Origin of the sequence: Paenibacillus turicensis (assembly GCF_017873435.1) — a bacterium.
GTDB classification, from domain to species: domain Bacteria; phylum Bacillota; class Bacilli; order Paenibacillales; family Paenibacillaceae; genus Fontibacillus; species Fontibacillus turicensis.
The window spans coordinates 30,966-47,741 of sequence record NZ_JAGGKG010000029.1 but is presented as its reverse complement, the minus strand read 5'-3'; the positions used below and the strand labels follow the sequence as shown (position 1 = coordinate 47,741).

Annotated in this window: 16 protein-coding genes, 1 tRNA gene and 1 rRNA gene; 13 read left to right on the top strand and 5 right to left on the bottom strand. The window is 38.2% G+C overall.

Translation table 11 applies throughout. The features are described 5' to 3' along the window. A 5S ribosomal RNA gene (gene rrf, locus J2Z32_RS21190) occupies positions 1–104 on the top strand; the annotation flags it as partial. 63 nt (positions 105–167) lie between these two features. Here the strand turns inward: rrf and J2Z32_RS21185 are convergent. Beyond that, positions 168–800, bottom strand: coding sequence for a class I SAM-dependent DNA methyltransferase (locus J2Z32_RS21185; RefSeq protein ID WP_210091198.1), 633 nt, complete (start codon positions 798–800; stop codon positions 168–170). A gap of 362 nt (positions 801–1,162) precedes the next feature. On the opposite strand from J2Z32_RS21185, the gene guaB reads away from it, so the two are divergent. From guaB to J2Z32_RS21150, 7 genes are all read left to right on the top strand, one after another. Continuing rightward, positions 1,163–2,620, top strand: a complete 1,458-nt coding sequence (gene guaB, locus J2Z32_RS21180; RefSeq protein WP_210091197.1) for an IMP dehydrogenase — start codon at positions 1,163–1,165, stop codon at positions 2,618–2,620. Between the two features lie 178 nt (positions 2,621–2,798). Next, positions 2,799–4,277: a D-alanyl-D-alanine carboxypeptidase family protein gene (locus J2Z32_RS21175; RefSeq protein WP_342453987.1), complete on the top strand. Its 1,479-nt coding sequence runs from the start codon at positions 2,799–2,801 to the stop codon at positions 4,275–4,277. A gap of 187 nt (positions 4,278–4,464) precedes the next feature. Then, a complete protein-coding gene (gene serS / locus J2Z32_RS21170; RefSeq protein WP_210091196.1) occupies positions 4,465–5,745 on the top strand; it encodes a serine--tRNA ligase in 1,281 nt (426 codons plus the stop codon). A gap of 193 nt (positions 5,746–5,938) precedes the next feature. After that, positions 5,939–6,024, top strand: a tRNA-Ser gene (locus tag J2Z32_RS21165). Positions 6,025–6,259: 235 nt separating this feature from the next. Continuing rightward, on the top strand, positions 6,260–6,412 hold the full coding sequence (locus tag J2Z32_RS21160; protein ID WP_210091195.1) for a small acid-soluble spore protein P: 153 nt from the start codon (positions 6,260–6,262) through the stop codon (positions 6,410–6,412). Positions 6,413–6,706: 294 nt separating this feature from the next. Next, positions 6,707–7,534 carry a YitT family protein gene (locus tag J2Z32_RS21155; RefSeq protein ID WP_425343027.1) on the top strand — a complete coding sequence of 276 codons (828 nt, stop codon included), beginning with the start codon at positions 6,707–6,709 and terminating at the stop codon, positions 7,532–7,534. Between the two features lie 103 nt (positions 7,535–7,637). Further along, entirely contained in the window at positions 7,638–8,723 is a 1,086-nt protein-coding gene (locus J2Z32_RS21150; RefSeq protein WP_210091193.1) for a hypothetical protein, read from the top strand. 106 nt (positions 8,724–8,829) lie between these two features. On the opposite strand, the gene tadA is transcribed toward J2Z32_RS21150, so the two are convergent. Then, a complete protein-coding gene (gene tadA / locus J2Z32_RS21145) occupies positions 8,830–9,399 on the bottom strand; it encodes a tRNA adenosine(34) deaminase TadA (protein WP_210091192.1) in 570 nt (189 codons plus the stop codon). A 386-nt stretch (positions 9,400–9,785) separates the two neighbouring features. On the opposite strand from tadA, the gene J2Z32_RS21140 reads away from it, so the two are divergent. Then, entirely contained in the window at positions 9,786–11,651 is a 1,866-nt protein-coding gene (locus J2Z32_RS21140) for an ATP-binding protein (protein ID WP_245251675.1), read from the top strand. After that, positions 11,648–12,352, top strand: coding sequence for a 23S rRNA pseudouridine(2604) synthase RluF (gene rluF / locus J2Z32_RS21135; RefSeq protein WP_210091190.1), 705 nt, complete (start codon positions 11,648–11,650; stop codon positions 12,350–12,352). Before J2Z32_RS21140 ends, rluF begins: the two co-directional genes overlap by 4 nt. A 103-nt stretch (positions 12,353–12,455) precedes the next feature. Here the strand turns inward: rluF and J2Z32_RS21130 are convergent, their stop codons facing one another. Both J2Z32_RS21130 and motA read right to left on the bottom strand, forming a co-directional pair. Further along, on the bottom strand, positions 12,456–13,253 hold the full coding sequence (locus J2Z32_RS21130) for a flagellar motor protein MotB (RefSeq protein WP_210091189.1): 798 nt from the start codon (positions 13,251–13,253) through the stop codon (positions 12,456–12,458). Then, the gene (motA, locus tag J2Z32_RS21125) at positions 13,240–14,040 is read right to left on the bottom strand and encodes a flagellar motor stator protein MotA (RefSeq protein WP_210091188.1); all 801 of its coding nucleotides are present in this window, start codon (positions 14,038–14,040) and stop codon (positions 13,240–13,242) included. Before motA ends, J2Z32_RS21130 begins: the two co-directional genes overlap by 14 nt. A gap of 195 nt (positions 14,041–14,235) precedes the next feature. Between motA and J2Z32_RS21120 the strand changes: the two genes are divergently transcribed. From J2Z32_RS21120 to rbsK, 3 genes are all read left to right on the top strand, one after another. Continuing rightward, on the top strand, positions 14,236–14,529 hold the full coding sequence (locus tag J2Z32_RS21120; RefSeq protein WP_210091187.1) for a hypothetical protein: 294 nt from the start codon (positions 14,236–14,238) through the stop codon (positions 14,527–14,529). A gap of 104 nt (positions 14,530–14,633) precedes the next feature. After that, positions 14,634–14,933, top strand: coding sequence for a 4a-hydroxytetrahydrobiopterin dehydratase (locus J2Z32_RS21115; protein ID WP_210091186.1), 300 nt, complete (start codon positions 14,634–14,636; stop codon positions 14,931–14,933). Positions 14,934–14,969: 36 nt separating this feature from the next. Then, positions 14,970–15,944, top strand: a complete 975-nt coding sequence (rbsK, locus tag J2Z32_RS21110) for a ribokinase (protein WP_210091185.1) — start codon at positions 14,970–14,972, stop codon at positions 15,942–15,944. Positions 15,945–16,043: 99 nt separating this feature from the next. Here rbsK and J2Z32_RS21105 read toward each other — a convergent pair whose 3' ends face one another. Continuing rightward, positions 16,044–16,538 (bottom strand): GNAT family N-acetyltransferase, encoded by a 495-nt coding sequence (locus J2Z32_RS21105; protein WP_210091184.1) that lies wholly within the window; start codon positions 16,536–16,538, stop codon positions 16,044–16,046. Between the last annotated feature and the right edge of the window lie 238 nt (positions 16,539–16,776).

The window sequence follows — 16,776 nt, the reverse complement described above, 5'->3', positions numbered from 1 at the left end:
GCGGAGGGGTTCCACACGTACCCATCCCGAACACGACCGTTAAGCCCTCCAGCGCCGATGGTACTTGGACCGAAGGGTCCTGGGAGAGTAGGACGTTGCCAAGCAATAGAAAAGAGCCGTTACTTAGTAACGGCTCTTTTTGTATGTCCTTTAACCCCTTTGGTAACTTAGGCTTTCTCCGCACAATAATAAAAGAAGGGTTCATCTTTTATTATTATATTTATTAACCCATATTTAGCCGACAACATGCGCAGGTTGTCCTCACTTGGAATAGGTTCAAAAGGTGGTATAAAACCTATAGATTTATGATGCTCTTTTAAACCATATCTTGTTCTTGCATGAGCAATAAGTAGCTTACCACCCTTATGTAAATGCTTTGTGGCATTTTGAAATAACATATCCATGTTCTTAATATGAGGTGTACCATTAAAAACAATGACCCAATCAAATTTTTTACTTAAGTTAATCTCTCCCTCTATATCAAAGCAGTGCGCTTCAATTTCTGGAAACATAGCCTTTAATTGATTTAACATTTGATCGGATACATCTATAGCTACGTACTTAATAGGGTGCATGTCTAGCTCATGCAATCGTTGCAGCCATACCCCTGTTCCAGCGGCAATATCTAAAATAGAATGCTGATGGTTAATATTGAATTGGTGAATAAGCTTATCAATGCAATCATAGGTTTGCTGTGGAATTTGCTGATGCCAGCGACTAGCTTGCTCATCAAAATGTGCGAGATCACTTTCTTTTGATTGTTTATTACTGGAATCAGTGTTGTTTTTAATTTTATTCATTTTTAGTTTCTCCATATTCCTCTAAAATAACTTAAATAGTTGCAGTAATTATAAATATTATTTCTTTTATTTATCAATAATATATATCTCATCTAATCTATTTTATATAAATATGCGTAAATTTTCACGGTTATTTATACATTTATTTACATATGTGCGCCCTGTAAAGACAACCGTTTTCCCCAGAAAGTATGCTGTTAAAAAGCGTATACTTGTCCTTGACAGCCTATATCCCCTTTGCTAAGATGAACATTAATATATTTTCGTGAGTGCCGAAGATGCCCGATTTTAAAAGGCAAACTGGTGTTTAGTAATAGATGCAAAAATGGTTTAATCCAATATTTTAAGGAGGAATTTTAACAGTGTGGAGTAAAAAATTTGAAAAAGAAGGCTTAACATTTGACGACGTATTATTAGTTCCAAGAGGTTCTGAGGTTTTACCAAAGGAAGTAAATCTTGGTACGCGATTAAGTGATAAGGTTAAGTTGAACATTCCTCTAATTAGTGCTGGTATGGACACCGTAACTGAGGCAGTTTTGGCGATTGCAATTGCTCGTGAGGGTGGGATTGGCATTATCCATAAAAACATGACGATTGAGCAGCAGGCGGGAGAAGTAGATCGCGTGAAGCGCTCTGAGAGTGGTGTTATTACTAATCCATTTTCACTCACAGCAGAACATCTAGTTTCTGATGCTGAGCAGGTTATGGGTAAGTATAGAATCTCAGGGGTACCGATTGTTGATGCTGATAACAAGCTAGTTGGAATTTTGACGAATCGCGATTTGCGTTTTGTACATGATTACAACATTAAAATTAGTAGTGTCATGACGCATGATAATCTTGTGACTGCTCCTGTTGGAACAACATTAGAGCAGGCTGAAGGAATTTTACAAAAGCATAAAATTGAAAAGCTTCCTTTAGTAGATGAAAATAATGTACTTAAAGGGCTTATTACAATTAAAGATATCGAGAAGGCAATCCAATTTCCGAACGCCGCTAAGGATGCACAAGGCCGCTTATTAGTTGGAGCAGCTGTTGGTATTTCTAAAGATACATTTGAGCGCACAGATGCGCTAGTCAAAGCAGGTGTGGACGTTATTGCTGTAGACTCCGCACATGGTCACCATATTAACATTATTGAAGCTGTTGCTGAATTGCGTAGACGTCACCCTGATTTAACTATTATTGCAGGAAATGTAGCTACAGGTGAAGCAACTAGAGCGCTTATTGAAGCAGGTGCTTCTGTAGTTAAGGTGGGTATTGGACCAGGTTCTATCTGTACAACACGTGTTATTGCAGGGATTGGTGTGCCTCAAGTAACTGCAGTTTATGATTGTGCAACAGTGGCACGTGAATACGGAATTCCAATTATTGCTGATGGCGGGATTAAATATTCTGGTGAAATTACGAAAGCAATCGCAGCAGGTGCACATGCAGTGATGCTTGGTAGCTTGTTTGCAGGTACAGAAGAGAGCCCTGGTGAATCTGAAATTTACCAAGGACGTCGTTATAAAGTATATAGAGGAATGGGATCACTTGGTGCAATGAAGATGGGTAGTAAGGATCGTTATTTCCAAGATGATGACAAAAAGCTTGTTCCTGAAGGTATCGAAGGTAGAGTAGCCTATAAGGGTCCTTTAGCTGACACGATTCACCAGCTATTAGGTGGTCTTCGCTCAGGAATGGGGTATTGCGGAACTAAAAATTTAGATGAGCTTCGTAATGATACTCAATTTATTAAGATTTCAGGGGCAGGTCTTCGTGAAAGCCATCCACATGATGTGCAAATTACGAAGGAAGCACCTAACTATTCCGTTTAACAGTATCCAATCATAGCCCAATCTAATACATTAATTTTGTTATTAATTAGTTAAAAAAGGTAGTCTAGACGTGATTCGTTTAGCCTGCCTTTTTTTGAGCTATAGGCTGTGATAGAATAGATAGAGCAACAAGTTTACAAGACAATTTGAGAGATCATGAGAGGGGCTTTAAAAGGCTGTGAAATTTAATTTAAATCAAAATAACCAAAATGATAATAAAAAAGTAAAGAAATCTAAAAGACAAATTATTCGCAGAAGTGTATCTTCTATTTTATTAGTAAATATGTTGTGCTTATCCCTTGTGCCGCCAATGGCATCTGCAAGCAACACATTGTTAGCAAGTGCAACAAATGAAAGTAATCAAAAAACCGATGAAAACAAAAAAAGCGAAGCAACCCCTAAAACAGAGGTTAAGGCTAAAACCACACTTCCTTCTGTACAATCATTAGATTTAAAGGTGAAGTCTGCCATTTTAATAGAAGCATCATCTGGACAAGTTTTATTAAATGTAAATGGTGATGAAGCGTTGCCACCAGCAAGTATGACGAAGATGATGACGGAATATATCGTTGCTGACCTTGTTAAAAAGGGTGAGCATAAATGGGATGAAATGGTAACCGTCCGCAAAAATGCAGCTCAAACGATAGGTTCACGTATTTTCCTAGCTGAAGGAGATCAGCATACAATAGAGCAATTGTATATTGCGATGGCGGTCGGCTCCGCTAATGATGCTACAGTAGCTTTGGCAGAGCATATCGCGGGTTCAGAGCAGGAATTTGTAAAGATGATGAATGATGAAGCAAAACGCATGGGAATGACAGCAACACATTTTGCTAATTCAAGTGGATTAGATATTAGTGATATGCCAGCTGATTTTCAGCCTGCGGATAAAAAGGAAACCGTGATGTCTGCTAGAGATGCAGCGACTTTGGCGAGATATATCGTAACGGATCATCCAGACTTCGATCGCTTTACCAAAATTCAAAGCTACAAATTCCGTGAACGTGATAAAAAGCCAATCGTAAACTGGAACTACATGCTAGAGGCGAACAAAAATGTAGTAAACTTTAAGCAATTTGCTTATGAAGGCTTGGATGGACTCAAAACAGGGCATACTACCAATGCAGGTGGTAGCTTTACTGGAACAGCAAAAAGAAATGGAATGCGTCTGATTAGCGTTGTTATGGGTACAAAAGGTACAAAAACGATGAAGGCGGAAAATGTCCGTTTTGTTGAGACAGCAAAAGTGCTTGATTATGGCTTCAATAACTTTGAGGCGAAGCAGGTTGTTGCACCAAAAGCGACAGTTGCTGGCAATGAATCAGTAACAGTGAAAAGAGCAAAGGATACTACTGTTCCTATCGTTTCAGATGAGGCAGTTACGTTTGTTGTGCCTAAGGGTGCTGATTTAAGCTCAATGCAAACAAAGGTGACCTTAAATGATCCAGAGACGCTTGTAGCACCACTTAAGGTGGGAAGTGTCGTTGGGACTGTGACTTATTCGTATAAAGATGCTGGAATGGATCAGCCGTTGGAAAAAACGGTGAATTTGATCACCGCGCAGGAAGCAGAAAAAGCAGGTTGGTTTACGCTATTGCTTAGAGCGATTGGTGAGTTTTTCTCAGATCTATTTAATGGCATCAAAAATCTATTCTAATGGAAGTATTGTAGTATGCTAGTGACATATTATCTTGTATGTTTATTAGTGATATTGTAAAATATTTAGTTAGAAAAAAATATATTCTCTCACCTTGACCCTTCGAGGGTTAAGGTGTGTTAGTTTACACATAATTTGCAGCACCTTTAGGCTGGCTTGTTGGGATGATTTTTAGGAGGGACTACCTATGTTGGACGTTAAATTGTTACGTAATGATTATGCTAAGGTTGAGGCAGCGCTTGCTAGCCGAGGCAAATCAGCAGAATTGATTTCAGATTTTCCAGCTCTTGATGAAAAGCGTAGAGCTTTATTACAAGAAAGCGAAGCATTAAAAAGCCGTCGGAATACCGTTTCTGCTGAGGTTGCTAAATGTAAAAAAAATAAAGAGAATGCGGATGAACTGATTGCAGAAATGCGTCAGGTCGGTGACCGAATTAAAGAGTTGGATGATGAGGTTCGTGTTCTTGAAGCACAGATTGAAACTTTGACAATGGCGATTCCTAACATTCCACATTCAAGTGTGCCTAAAGGTCGTTCCGAAGAGGAAAACGTAGAAGTGCGTCGCTGGAGTGAGCCTAGAAGCTTTGGATTTTCACCTAAGCCGCATTGGGATATTGCAACAGAGTTAGGAATTTTAGATTTTGAAGCAGGTTCGAAGGTAACTGGCTCCAGATTTACCTTTTATAAAGGGCTAGGCGCACGCTTGGAACGCGCTTTAATTAATTTCATGATGGATTTACATAGTAATGAGCATGGATATGAAGAAATGCTTCCACCTTATATTGTGAATCGTGATAGCCTATATGGAACAGGACAACTTCCGAAATTTGAGGAAGACTTGTTCAAATTGACAGATAATGATTATTATCTGATTCCAACAGCAGAGGTTCCAGTAACGAATTATCATCGTGAGGAAATTTTAGCTGTAGATGAATTGCCTCGTCGTTACGTCGCATATAGCTCTTGTTTCCGTTCTGAAGCTGGTGCCGCAGGTCGTGATACACGTGGGCTGATTCGTCAGCATCAATTTAATAAAGTAGAAATGATTAAAATTGTGCATCCAGAGCAATCTTATGAAGAGTTGGAATTGATGACTCAAAATGCAGAGCGTGTATTGCAATTACTTGAATTGCCATATCGAGTATTAGCGTTATGTACAGGTGATTTGGGCTTCACAGCTGCTAAAACCTACGACCTTGAGGTTTGGTTGCCAGAGTCCAATATGTATCGCGAAATTTCCTCTTGTTCTAATGTAGAGGATTTCCAAGCACGTCGTGCTAACATTCGATTCCGTCCTGATTTAAAAGCTAAGCCTGAATTTGTGCATACCTTAAATGGATCAGGTCTGGCGGTAGGTAGAACTGTGGCTGCAATTTTAGAAAACTATCAGCAAGAGGATGGTTCTGTCACGATTCCAGAAGTGTTACGACCGTATATGGGCAATATTGATAAAATAACTAAACGTTAGTTTTAATTTCCGTTATAAATGAGATGAATTGATTCCAACATGTATTTTCAAGAGGAAAGCTTGTTGGAATCAATCCAAATCACATTTAAGTCATATTAAAATCATACGCAAAAAAATTTTTTGTAAAAATGCTTGCTTGTTTTAAAAATATATGATATGATCTATTTTGTTGGCTGATCAATTAAATATTTTTGGAGAGGTACCGAAGCGGTCATAACGGGGCGGTCTTGAAAACCGTTAGGGTGCAAGCCCACGTGGGTTCGAATCCCACCCTCTCCGTCCTAAAGCCTAACTAAGAGATCGATTTTAATAAATCGATCTCTTTTTGTTTTGTATAACTTTATTACCTTTCCCTCTTCACTATACATAATGTAACCCACATTATTAGGTTATATCGTTAAAGTGAATAATTTTATACCTGCCCTCACATCCTATTAAGGAACTTAAGCATTCTGTGGCACATCTAGTTGAGCTCTAATGCTACCTTAAAGAATACCTTAAAGGAGGAAGAGAAATGAGTAAGCCTAAAGCTTATACAACACCAGGAACCACCCCTGATCAGCACCAACGCAAGCGAGATGATAATAAACAAGGACAAGAGCCTTTATCAGGTTCGAAAAAGGTTAAAAACAGTAATCATGTTGATCATCATAATCCACAAGGTTAATAAATAACCTTTGAAAATCTCAGCACTCTGCTGAGATTTTTTTATTTCCAAATTTGAATAATACAAGACAATATGTATACAATCATGTAATAATAAAGATAGACGGTCATTTTTTATATATGAATATAATGCTTATATCAATATAATAGGATGTCCAAAGTGGAGATACAGATTACACCCATACTGAAAGGAATGTGATGCTTAATGAACTCCTTAATCCCTGATATCCCTGTTACGAGTGAAGTGGTTTCTCAGCCGATAAAACAACATAAGCAACGCTCCATCGGAAATGTGATGCTGAGGTCGGCCTTTATCGTGATTGGGGCTCTTATTGTATCCGTTGCATTAGAGTTATTCCTCGTACCTAACCAGATTACGGACGGTGGAATTACTGGTATTTCTGTCATGACCTCTTATTTAAGTGGATTGCCCCTCGGTATTTTCCTATTTATTATTAACCTCCCTTTTCTTATCGTTGGCTACAGGATGATCGGTAAAACATTTGCCATTTCAACATTATTAGGCATTAGTGTAATGTCGCTAGGAACGGCACTGTTACATGATGTCCCTGCCTTTGTTAACAATACTGTGCTTGCTTTTGTGTTTGGTGGTGTATTTTTAGGTTTGGGCACAGGCTTAGTGATTCGTTTTGGTGGATCGTTAGATGGGACTGAAATCATTGCAATCTTAATTTCAAGAAAAACCCCATTTTCAGTGGGCGAGATTATTATGTTTTTTAACTTCTTTATTTTATTAACGGCAGGGTTTGTGTTTACTTGGGAGAGCGCGATGTTCTCATTACTTGCCTACTATATTGCGTATAAGACGATTGATGTCGTTGTGGACGGGTTAAATGAATCCAAATCAGTATGGATTATTAGTGACCAAATCGATGAGATTGGGGATGCCATTTTAAGCCGACTTGGCCGTGGTGTAACCTATTTATCTGGTGAAGGTGGATTTTCTGGTGATCCTAAAAAGGTGATCTTTTGTGTAATTACACGTTTAGAGGAAGCAAAGCTGAAGGAAATTGTAACAGAAGTAGACGAAAGTGCATTTTTAGCTGTAGGAAATATTCACGATGTAAAGGGCGGAAGGTTTAAGAAGAAAGCAATTCATTAAAATTTGATACGCTTTTTGTTTCTGTTCTGCATATTTGGTGTAATAATAGATGTTTAATTGTGGTATTATTGGTATGTTCATGAGAAGAGGGGGAGTATAGAGAATGTTTAAAAAGTATATTACTTTGCCAATCGTTATGTTGTTGGCGGTAGCATTAGTACTGACGGGGTGCAACACTAAAAAGGAACCAAAAGAGGCGCTTACTAGTGCCGCATTAGATGTAATGAAGTTAAATTCTTACATGGTAACAAATAAACTAAAAATTACTGATTTTAAGGTAAATGTACCTGAGGCAAATCAAGCACAGCTAGGATCAACAATTTCAATGTTGAAAAATGCTGAAATTACAGTTAAACAGGTTGTCCAAAAAGAACCAATGCAATCAGAAGTAGTAATTGAGTTTAAGGCAAAAAGCGATGATGTTGAAATGAGCTATAAAATGCCAATTATTTTTACCAAGGATGTATTTTATATAAAGGTACCTGAGATCCCATTTTTACCGCTACCTGAAACTATTGTTGGTAAGTTCATTAAATTTGATCTCAAAGAAATCGCGGAGCAAAGTGGAGAAACGGTTAACTTTGATATCCTTAACTCAGATAAGTTCCAGAAATTGACGGCTGAAATTTCTAATGAAATTTTGAATCAGTATGATCAGGCTAAATATTTTAAAAATGTAGATAAATCAGAGGTTTCATTACCAGAAGGCTTTAAGGCAAAGCAAGTAGTGCAATTTAACATTACGAATGATAATTTGAATGAAGCAATTGAGATTTTGATTAAGAAGGCTTTCCCAAAAGTACTTGATATTGTGAATAAAGAAGAATATCGCACGATGCTTAATATAAGCGAAGCTGATATTGCAAAAGCAAAATCTGGTTTATCTGAAATGACGGATGCTGAACTTCAAAAAGGCTTAAAGGAAATGAAGGATGCAGTTAAGATCAATAAATTGTCTTTAAACACCGCAATCGATGATAAAAACTATCCTTCATACCAAGAAACAAATTTTGACATTGAAATTGGTGATTTTAAAAATAACGAAACTGTTCAAATTAATGCGAAGGCAACAAGTGAAATGACCAAAATTAATGAAAAAGTAGATTTTGAATATGGCATCCCAACAGATGTAATTACGCTTAAAGAATTAGAAGAAATGTTCGGAAATAATTATAATTATAATTACTAAGACATAAAATTAAATCATGAACATGAATACCAAAAGGCTCTTGTGGATATTTAAATCTACAAGAGCTTTTGTTTACTTCTTTTATTTATTTTACTTGTACTTATACTTATTTTCCTTGCTGCTGCTTTCGTTTATCTCTTAAATCTCTAAAAAAGTTAGTTAATAGTTCACCACATTGTGTCTCCAAAACGTGACTAGTCACTTGAGCAGTATGATTAAAGCGAGGCTCCTGCAATAAGTTCATCAGTGTACCTGCACAACCAGCTTTGGGGTCAGTTGCTCCATAAATGACATGGTGTATTCGAGATTGTACAATCGCGCCAGCACACATGGGACATGGCTCTAAGGTGACGTATAATCTACAGTGAAGTAGACGCCATGCTTGTAAATGAGTACTTGCCTCCCGTATCGCAATCATTTCAGCGTGTGCAGTGCCATCTAATGCGCTCTCTCGCAGGTTGTGCCCACGTCCGATAATTGTGTCGCCATAAACGACTACAGCGCCGATAGGGACCTCTCCTTTGCTCTCAGCGATCTTAGCTTCCTTTATCGCCTCTTTCATCCAATGTTCATCTGGATATGTAGAGGTGGGGGCTGCTGGAATTTTCGAGTGTATAGAACGTTTAGATTGTATAGGGATTTGTGTAGGTTGTGTAGGTTTTGTTGGCTGAGCCATCTTGAAGCTCCTCTTCGTATTTTTTAGTAGAAAATATTGCTTTATTCAACGAACAAATATTCGTTTGTTAACATGTTGTGGGTAAAATTGTGCATAACTATTGAAAATATAATTTTTATCCCCACTATTATACACATACTGTGCACAAATATTGTTAATATGTTGATAAAATTGTGTATAACTCTGTTTAAATTTGTAGAAGCACATAGTTTGGTGTGTAATATTGTTTTTTATTGTAGAAAAATCAAATATAATTAGCAACAATTTCTTGCAAAACATGATGATGCAGGTATGATTAAAGTATACAACATTATATACCAAAAATAGTGATGGTTACCTAAAAGGCGGGGATCGGATTGTCTATAAAGTCAAAATTGTCTTTGGTTATGTCTTTGTTTTCTTTAACAATACTCACGCTTAATATTGTATTTAATTATTTTTCAACCCGAGAGGATTTACATAAAGAAAGTGAAGAAAATCTGATGTTAATGGCTAAGCAAATTGCTGTGAGCATTGAGCAAAGTAGGTCGGTGTATGAATACATATTAAATGATTCTAGAGACAAGATCAGTCAGGATGTAATAGACGAATTATTTAAGAAGGCTAGTCCCACTAATATTATTAATGAACTTATTAAATCAGATAAAAACCTACTAGAGATTTCAGTAATTAAAGCGTATTCGTGGGAAACGACACCTCAGATTTTGTTTGGCACATATAACTTTAAAGATGTAGAGGAGGATTATTCCTCTAGTCAGCAGGTTATGAAGACAGGCAAAAGCACCCTCAAAAATACATACATCAACGATAAACATGTGCTAGTTAGCTATGTGCCTATTAATCTTAGTCAATCCTCTCCGTTTGTTATTAAGATTATTTCAGACTATAATTCCATATCCTCTAGAATTACGACGATAATATATAGTCAAATATGGATTTCTATTGTGCTGCTTCAGGCAGTTATTTTTACAAGTTATATATTAGCAGGACGGCTTATTCGCCCAATTCAAAATATTTTAATTAAAGTAAACCAATTAGCATGTGGAGATTTCGACACACGATTACAGGTGAAAAGTAAAGATGAGTTTGGATTGCTAGCTCACCGTATTAATGTTATGGCCTACAGTTTAGGTACAAATACAATGGAGTTAAAAAATAAAAATGAAGAGAATCGTGCTGTTAAGGAATACTTAGAATCTATCATTAGTCAAACTGCTGATGCGATCCATTTAACGGATACGACCGGTAAAATTATTCGTGTAAACTCAGCATTTGAAACACTGTATGGTTGGCAAAGTGATGAGGTGGTAGGTACGTATCTTGATCTTGTTCCAGATGAATTGAAGTCAGAGAGTTATACATGGCAGAAGGAAGAAGTAAGCGGGGAACCTAAGCCTTTAGTATTATCAGAAACCATTCGTCTACGAAAGGATGGTAGTACAGTAAATGTGAGCATTAGTGAATCCCCAATCTATAATGAGGTTGGCGATGTTACCGGATTTATTCATATCTCTCGGGATATGACAGAGCATATTCGGATGGAGGAGCTATTACGGAGATCTGAGAAGCTAACAACAGTTGGACAATTGGCTGCAGGTGTTGCGCACGAAATTCGTAATCCATTAACGACATTGAGAGGTTTTTTGCAAATTCAGCAGAAGACCCAATCTATAAACAAACTTCATACGGATATTATGTTATCTGAATTAGACCGAATCAATCTGATTGTTAGTGAGTTTTTAATTTTGGCGAAGCCCCAGGCTGTGCATTTTCAAGTGAGAGATGTACGTTTTTCTATTGGTGATGTTTTATCCTTTTTGGATAGTGAGGCGCACCTGCATAATATAGAATTCAAAGTTCATTTCTCATCTTGCCCTGTTCTGGTACACTGTGAAGAGAATCAATTAAAGCAGGTATTTATAAATGTGATTAAAAATGCCATGGAGGCTATGCCTAGTGGGGGTATGATTGAAGTGTCTTTAGATGGAGATGGGGATGATTGTGCAATCATTCAAATAAGTGATCAGGGTATCGGGATTTCAAAAGAAAACCTACAAAAAATTGGCGAACCATTTTACACAAATAAAGAAAAAGGAACAGGACTTGGTGTGATGGTATCTCAACGTATTATTGAAGCGCATAAAGGAACAATGGATATTACGAGTGAGGTTGGCAGGGGCACAACGGTAACGGTAACTTTACCAAAAGTATTAGATTGTGAATCTACAGTGGAGGAAGAAAAGACATCATGAGAATAAATAAATTTATAAGTGAAACTGGATATTGCTCTAGACGTGAGGCTGATAAACTAATCGATGCTGGTAAGGTGACGATTAATGGCGTAGTTGCCGTTTTAGGCAGTCAGGCGGAGGCAGGAGATGATGTGAGGGTAAATGGTCAGCCCTTGGCGGCAAAGCCAGCACAACACGTTTATATTGCCTTAAATAAGCCTGTAGGTATTACAAGCACAACAGAAGGACATATTCGTGGCAATATTGTAGACTTTGTTGGACATAGTGAGCGGATTTTCCCGATAGGCCGCTTGGATAAGGATTCAGAGGGACTTATTTTGTTAACTAGTGATGGAGATATTGTGAATAAAATATTAAGGGCAGAAGGGAAACACGAAAAAGAATATATCGTTACGGTGGACAAGCCGGTTACTCCCCATTTTCTGCGTGCTATGAGTGAAGGCGTTAAAATTTTAGGGCAAATGACATTGCCTTGTAAAATAACAAGAATGACAGATCGTGTCTTTAGACTTGTGTTAACTGAAGGAAAAAATCGTCAAATTCGTAGGATGTGTAGTGCATTAGGTTATGATGTACGTAAGCTACAGCGAATTAGAATTATGAACATCCATTTGGGAGATTTAAAAATTGGGGCTTGGCGGGACTTAACCGCGCAGGAGAAGGCGGAGCTTGGCAACGCCTTGGATTATTCATTGGATTAGACTCCTAGTATAGGTAATAAAGAAAGCTTTGTCATTAACCTAATTAAGGGATAGGCCCTTAAGGTAGGATGACAAAGCTTTTTAGCATCTGCTAGTTTTATCATTATGGATTTACACTTATTGTATCCGTTGTATCTTGATATTTACGGATAATCGAAACCTCTACACGCCGGTTTTGAGCGCGCCCAGCAGCGGTATCATTGGTAGCGATAGGGCGATACTCTCCACTACCTATTGCTGTCACTAGCTTAGGACTGAGTAGTGGATTTAATAATAATACACGTGTAAAGTTTAAGGCCCGCGCAGAGCTTAGATCCCAGTTATCTTGAAACTTCTGTGTGTTTATTGGGATATTATCGGTATGTCCTGTAATTAAAATTTCATAATCAGGGAATTTCTCTAACATTTTAGAGATTGATTTAGCTAAAGAACGTGCATTTGGTTTTAATTCTGCATCACCAGAAGCAAAAAGCGCCTTATCGCTAATTGTTATCATCAACTGAGATTGATTTAATTTTGTCTCTAAATCATTACTTAATCCATTGTTAGCGATATATTCATCAAGCTGCTCCTTTAACGCAGAAAGGTTTTCTTCCTCTTGACGTTGTAATGCTGCCCGTTTTTTCTTAGCAGCTTGAGCGGCCTCATCTATGATGGTTGCACCGCCCATTGATTTTTTGTCATTGCTAATCATAGCGTTACTTTCAAGTAAACCTGAACCACCTGATAAAACGCTGTTAAAGGCCTCGCTCATTTGTTGAAACTTTTGAGCATTTACATTACTCATCCCATATAGAACAATAAACATAGCAAGCAACAAGGTCATCAAATCGGAATACGGAAGCAACCAGCTTTCGTCCGCATGTTCTTCATGCTCTTCATGACGTTTATTCTTGCTCACCGCCACCCGCTCCCTTCTCTAGTACCTTTTTACGCTCAGCAGGCGTTAGGAAGACAACTAGCTTTTGTTGAATGGCGATCGTGGATACTCCAGATTGAATCGAAAGCAAACCTTCGACCATCATTAATTTTACTTCCATCTCTTTTTTTGAAATACGCTTCAGTTTCGTAGCAATCGGATGCCACATTACATAACCGGTAAAAATACCAAATACGGTTGCGATAAATGCCCCAGAGATCGCGTGGGCTAGCTTATTAACATCACTCATATCTGACAATGCAGCAATCAGACCTACTACCGCACCAAGAACCCCTAGTGTAGGAGCATACATTCCGGCTTGTGAGAAAATCATTGCCCCTGCTTTATGACGTTCTTCTGTTGCCGCGATATCTTCGGTGAGTACATCCTGTACGAACTCCTGATCATTACCATCAATAATCATACGCATACCACTTCGTAGGAAGTCATCACTGATTTCATCGACTTTACTTTCAAGGGCAAGCAATCCTTCACGTCTTGTGATCGATGCCCATTCCATGAACATCTTAATTAACTCTTCCTTGGAAATAATTTTTGGTTTTACCATTGTGATTTTTAGCAGTGTTCCAAACTTTTTAAGTTCTGACATCGGAAAAGCTACAAATAACGTTGCCGCTGTACCCAATATTATAATAACAAAGGCCGCTGGGTTAGAGACCAAGCTTGCTAATGGAGCCCCTTTTAAGTACATACCTAAAATTAGTGATACAAATCCGAATATAAGCCCAATAATCGTTGATATTTCCATTGTACACCTCGTCCTTGAGATAAATTATCCTATTTTTCTTGTTCCTCAGCTTCCTTGCTGAAAAATACTCAATAATATTTCAGAAAAATGGCTTATCTTTGTTATCGACAAACTTCCCTTTTTTTTTAAGTGGTATTTTCCGTTATAATAGAACTAATATGTTACAAGATCATGAAAAGGAAGGGTGTTACACCCATGGGAATTAAGCATGGCAGAGAATATGGCGATATTTTAAAAGATTTGACGGAGGCGGTTTCGCAGATACCAGATAGCTATATTTTTTTTGAAATGGAGCCAAATGAATGGTCACAATTGTCACAGGAGCAAAAGGATGAGGTGTGGGAGGCATTAGCGGAGGATTTATTTTATGCTTTGGGTACACAATCGATGATTGAGGTAGGAAGTGCCATCGTCACCCATGATGCTAATTCACATCTTATTAACTTGTTTATTGGCGAGCAAGAATTTACTTCTGTTAGGTTGGTCTAAAAACAAGTATAATTATTTTTTTAAACGATAAAATGTATTAGCTTGAATGATAGCCTGGCAAACATGATCAGTCACTTAGAGTTACGCTAGGAAGGGGGAAAAGTATGCCATTTACACCAGAAGAAATTGAGGCGTATTTAGAAACGCTGGAAGGCTGGGAATTAGAGGAAGGACGATGGATTGTACGAAAGTATAAATTCAGTAGCTTTATGAAAGGGATTGCATTTGTAGGTGAGGTTGCAGCCATTTCAGAGGCGTTTGATCATCATCCATTTATTACAATCGATCATACAACCGTCACGCTTCGGTTAACGTCTTGGGAAGCTGGTGGAGTTACAGCCATCGATGTTAAAGAAGCACAGCAATATAATGAGTCCTTTCTGAAAGCAAGCGCTGTGGAGTGAAGTTGCATTTACTAACCTAGATTAAGGAGAATGGATATGGATACTCAAACTTCCGAACTAGCACGTCCTAATGTTGTTGTTGTTGGTAGTCTCAATATGGATATTGTGATTGAAGCTGAGCGTGCACCGTTGCAGGGAGAGACACTTACAGGCGAACAAGTTCATTTTATACCTGGTGGCAAGGGGGCGAATCAAGCTTTGGCTGCGGCAAGATTAGGCGCTAATGTAACGATGATTGGTGCGGTAGGACAAGACAAATTTGGCCAACAGCTAATTACAGATTTAAATGCAAACGGTGTAAATACAACACATGTAGCCCAATTATCTAATGTTACCACAGGTGTTGCTTCTATCTGGGTCACGGAAGGAGACAATCGAATTATTATTGTCGCTGGGGCGAATGGCAAACTGACGCCTGCAATGCTTAGGGAACCGGCAATAGAGTCATGCTTACGTGACGCTGATGTTGTATTACTTCAATTGGAGACAGAGATGGAGACGGTTGTACAAGCTGCACAGATCGCTGCGGAGGGGGATGCCATTGTATTGCTTAATCCAGCTCCAGCCCCTGCTTCAGGAACGTTACCTCCAGAGTTATTGTCCAATGCTACCGTTCTTGTGCCAAATCAGTCAGAGTTAGCAGGGCTCCTTGGTCAATCTGCATTAGAAACTCATGAAGAAGTGACACAAGCCATGCATAAGCTTGCTTCAGTCAATAATGCCGTTGTCATTACAACATTAGGTAGTGATGGATCCGCTTATATAGATCAACGTAATGAAGATAATGTAGAGGTGGTCTATGCTCCTGCTCATAAAGTTGAGGTTGTAGATACAACGGGTGCAGGTGACTGCTTTTGTGCAGCGCTGGGCGTCGCTCTAGGGCGTGGTGAAATAGTGGGGCAAGCCGTCACTTATGCTTCAGCTGCTTCGGCACTAGCAGTGACTAAGTTTGGCGCACAGGCAGGAATGCCCACACAAGAAGAGGTTATACAATTTATGAAGCGTTCATAAAGGTAAAGTATTTGGTTATATTATATTTTTCGTTAAAAAATAGATTGGTCACTTTTAAGGTGCCAATCTTTTTTTTGCACCTTAAAAGTGATCTAAAAGCTATTCCTGTCTTGGAAATCCTTGAAATACCATACAATAAAAGGATTGTGAGACCCCTTTTGGCGTCATTTTGTCATATTCATCTGTAATACTAAATCCAACATGTTCATAACAACGTATTGCTCGTTTATTCCATGTGAGCACTTCAAGATCAATCGTATTTCTTGGAGCACGTCGCAGTGCCTCTTCTACAATTGCAGACACAAATAAATGGCCATATCCATACCCGCATAAATCAGGCTTCATTCCGATTCCTAGTCTTGTCACATCAATAAGTGGAAAATATTGAGCAAACCCTACCAGTTCATCTCCTTCGTCCAAAATAGAGACATATTGCTCACTACGAAGCTGAGCATCGCCAAATTCAACCTCAAGTGCCTGCATTTGCTCCCAAGGTAACCAGCTATAAATATCATAAGGAGGATCATATCGCCAACTACAAACCTCAGCAGCATGTTTTTCTTGCATAGGAACGACTTGGAACCACTTGTTCATTAGTAACCACCTCATTTTCCAAGCTTTTAGATCACACGTATTAAGTATCCTCACACTAATAAAAAAAATAAAAATTTTTTTAAAAAATTGGGAACATAATATGCGGTTGGTACGTTATATATTATGTAGAGCGAAAAAATTAGATCATAAAAATATAGTTTAGCTTAAAAATAATTTAGTACACGATATAAAAAACCGCAAGGTTTCATTAAACAAATGAACCGTGCGGTAAGTGTAT

Bases quoted from the DNA above. Each gene is read 5' to 3' on its own strand.
- J2Z32_RS21185 (WP_210091198.1), bottom strand. From the start codon at position 800: ATGAATAAAATTAAAAACAACACTGATTCCAGTAATAAACAATCAAAA.
- serS (WP_210091196.1), top strand. From the start codon at position 4,465: ATGTTGGACGTTAAATTGTTACGTAATGATTATGCTAAGGTTGAGGCA.
- J2Z32_RS21160 (WP_210091195.1), top strand. From the start codon at position 6,260: ATGAGTAAGCCTAAAGCTTATACAACACCAGGAACCACCCCTGATCAG.
- J2Z32_RS21155 (WP_425343027.1), top strand. From the start codon at position 6,707: ATGCTGAGGTCGGCCTTTATCGTGATTGGGGCTCTTATTGTATCCGTT.
- J2Z32_RS21150 (WP_210091193.1), top strand. From the start codon at position 7,638: ATGTTTAAAAAGTATATTACTTTGCCAATCGTTATGTTGTTGGCGGTA.
- tadA (WP_210091192.1), bottom strand. From the start codon at position 9,399: ATGGCTCAGCCAACAAAACCTACACAACCTACACAAATCCCTATACAA.
- J2Z32_RS21140 (WP_245251675.1), top strand. From the start codon at position 9,786: ATGTCTTTGTTTTCTTTAACAATACTCACGCTTAATATTGTATTTAAT.
- rluF (WP_210091190.1), top strand. From the start codon at position 11,648: ATGAGAATAAATAAATTTATAAGTGAAACTGGATATTGCTCTAGACGT.
- motA (WP_210091188.1), bottom strand. From the start codon at position 14,040: ATGGAAATATCAACGATTATTGGGCTTATATTCGGATTTGTATCACTA.
- J2Z32_RS21120 (WP_210091187.1), top strand. From the start codon at position 14,236: ATGGGAATTAAGCATGGCAGAGAATATGGCGATATTTTAAAAGATTTG.
- J2Z32_RS21115 (WP_210091186.1), top strand. From the start codon at position 14,634: ATGCCATTTACACCAGAAGAAATTGAGGCGTATTTAGAAACGCTGGAA.
- rbsK (WP_210091185.1), top strand. From the start codon at position 14,970: ATGGATACTCAAACTTCCGAACTAGCACGTCCTAATGTTGTTGTTGTT.
- J2Z32_RS21105 (WP_210091184.1), bottom strand. From the start codon at position 16,538: ATGAACAAGTGGTTCCAAGTCGTTCCTATGCAAGAAAAACATGCTGCT.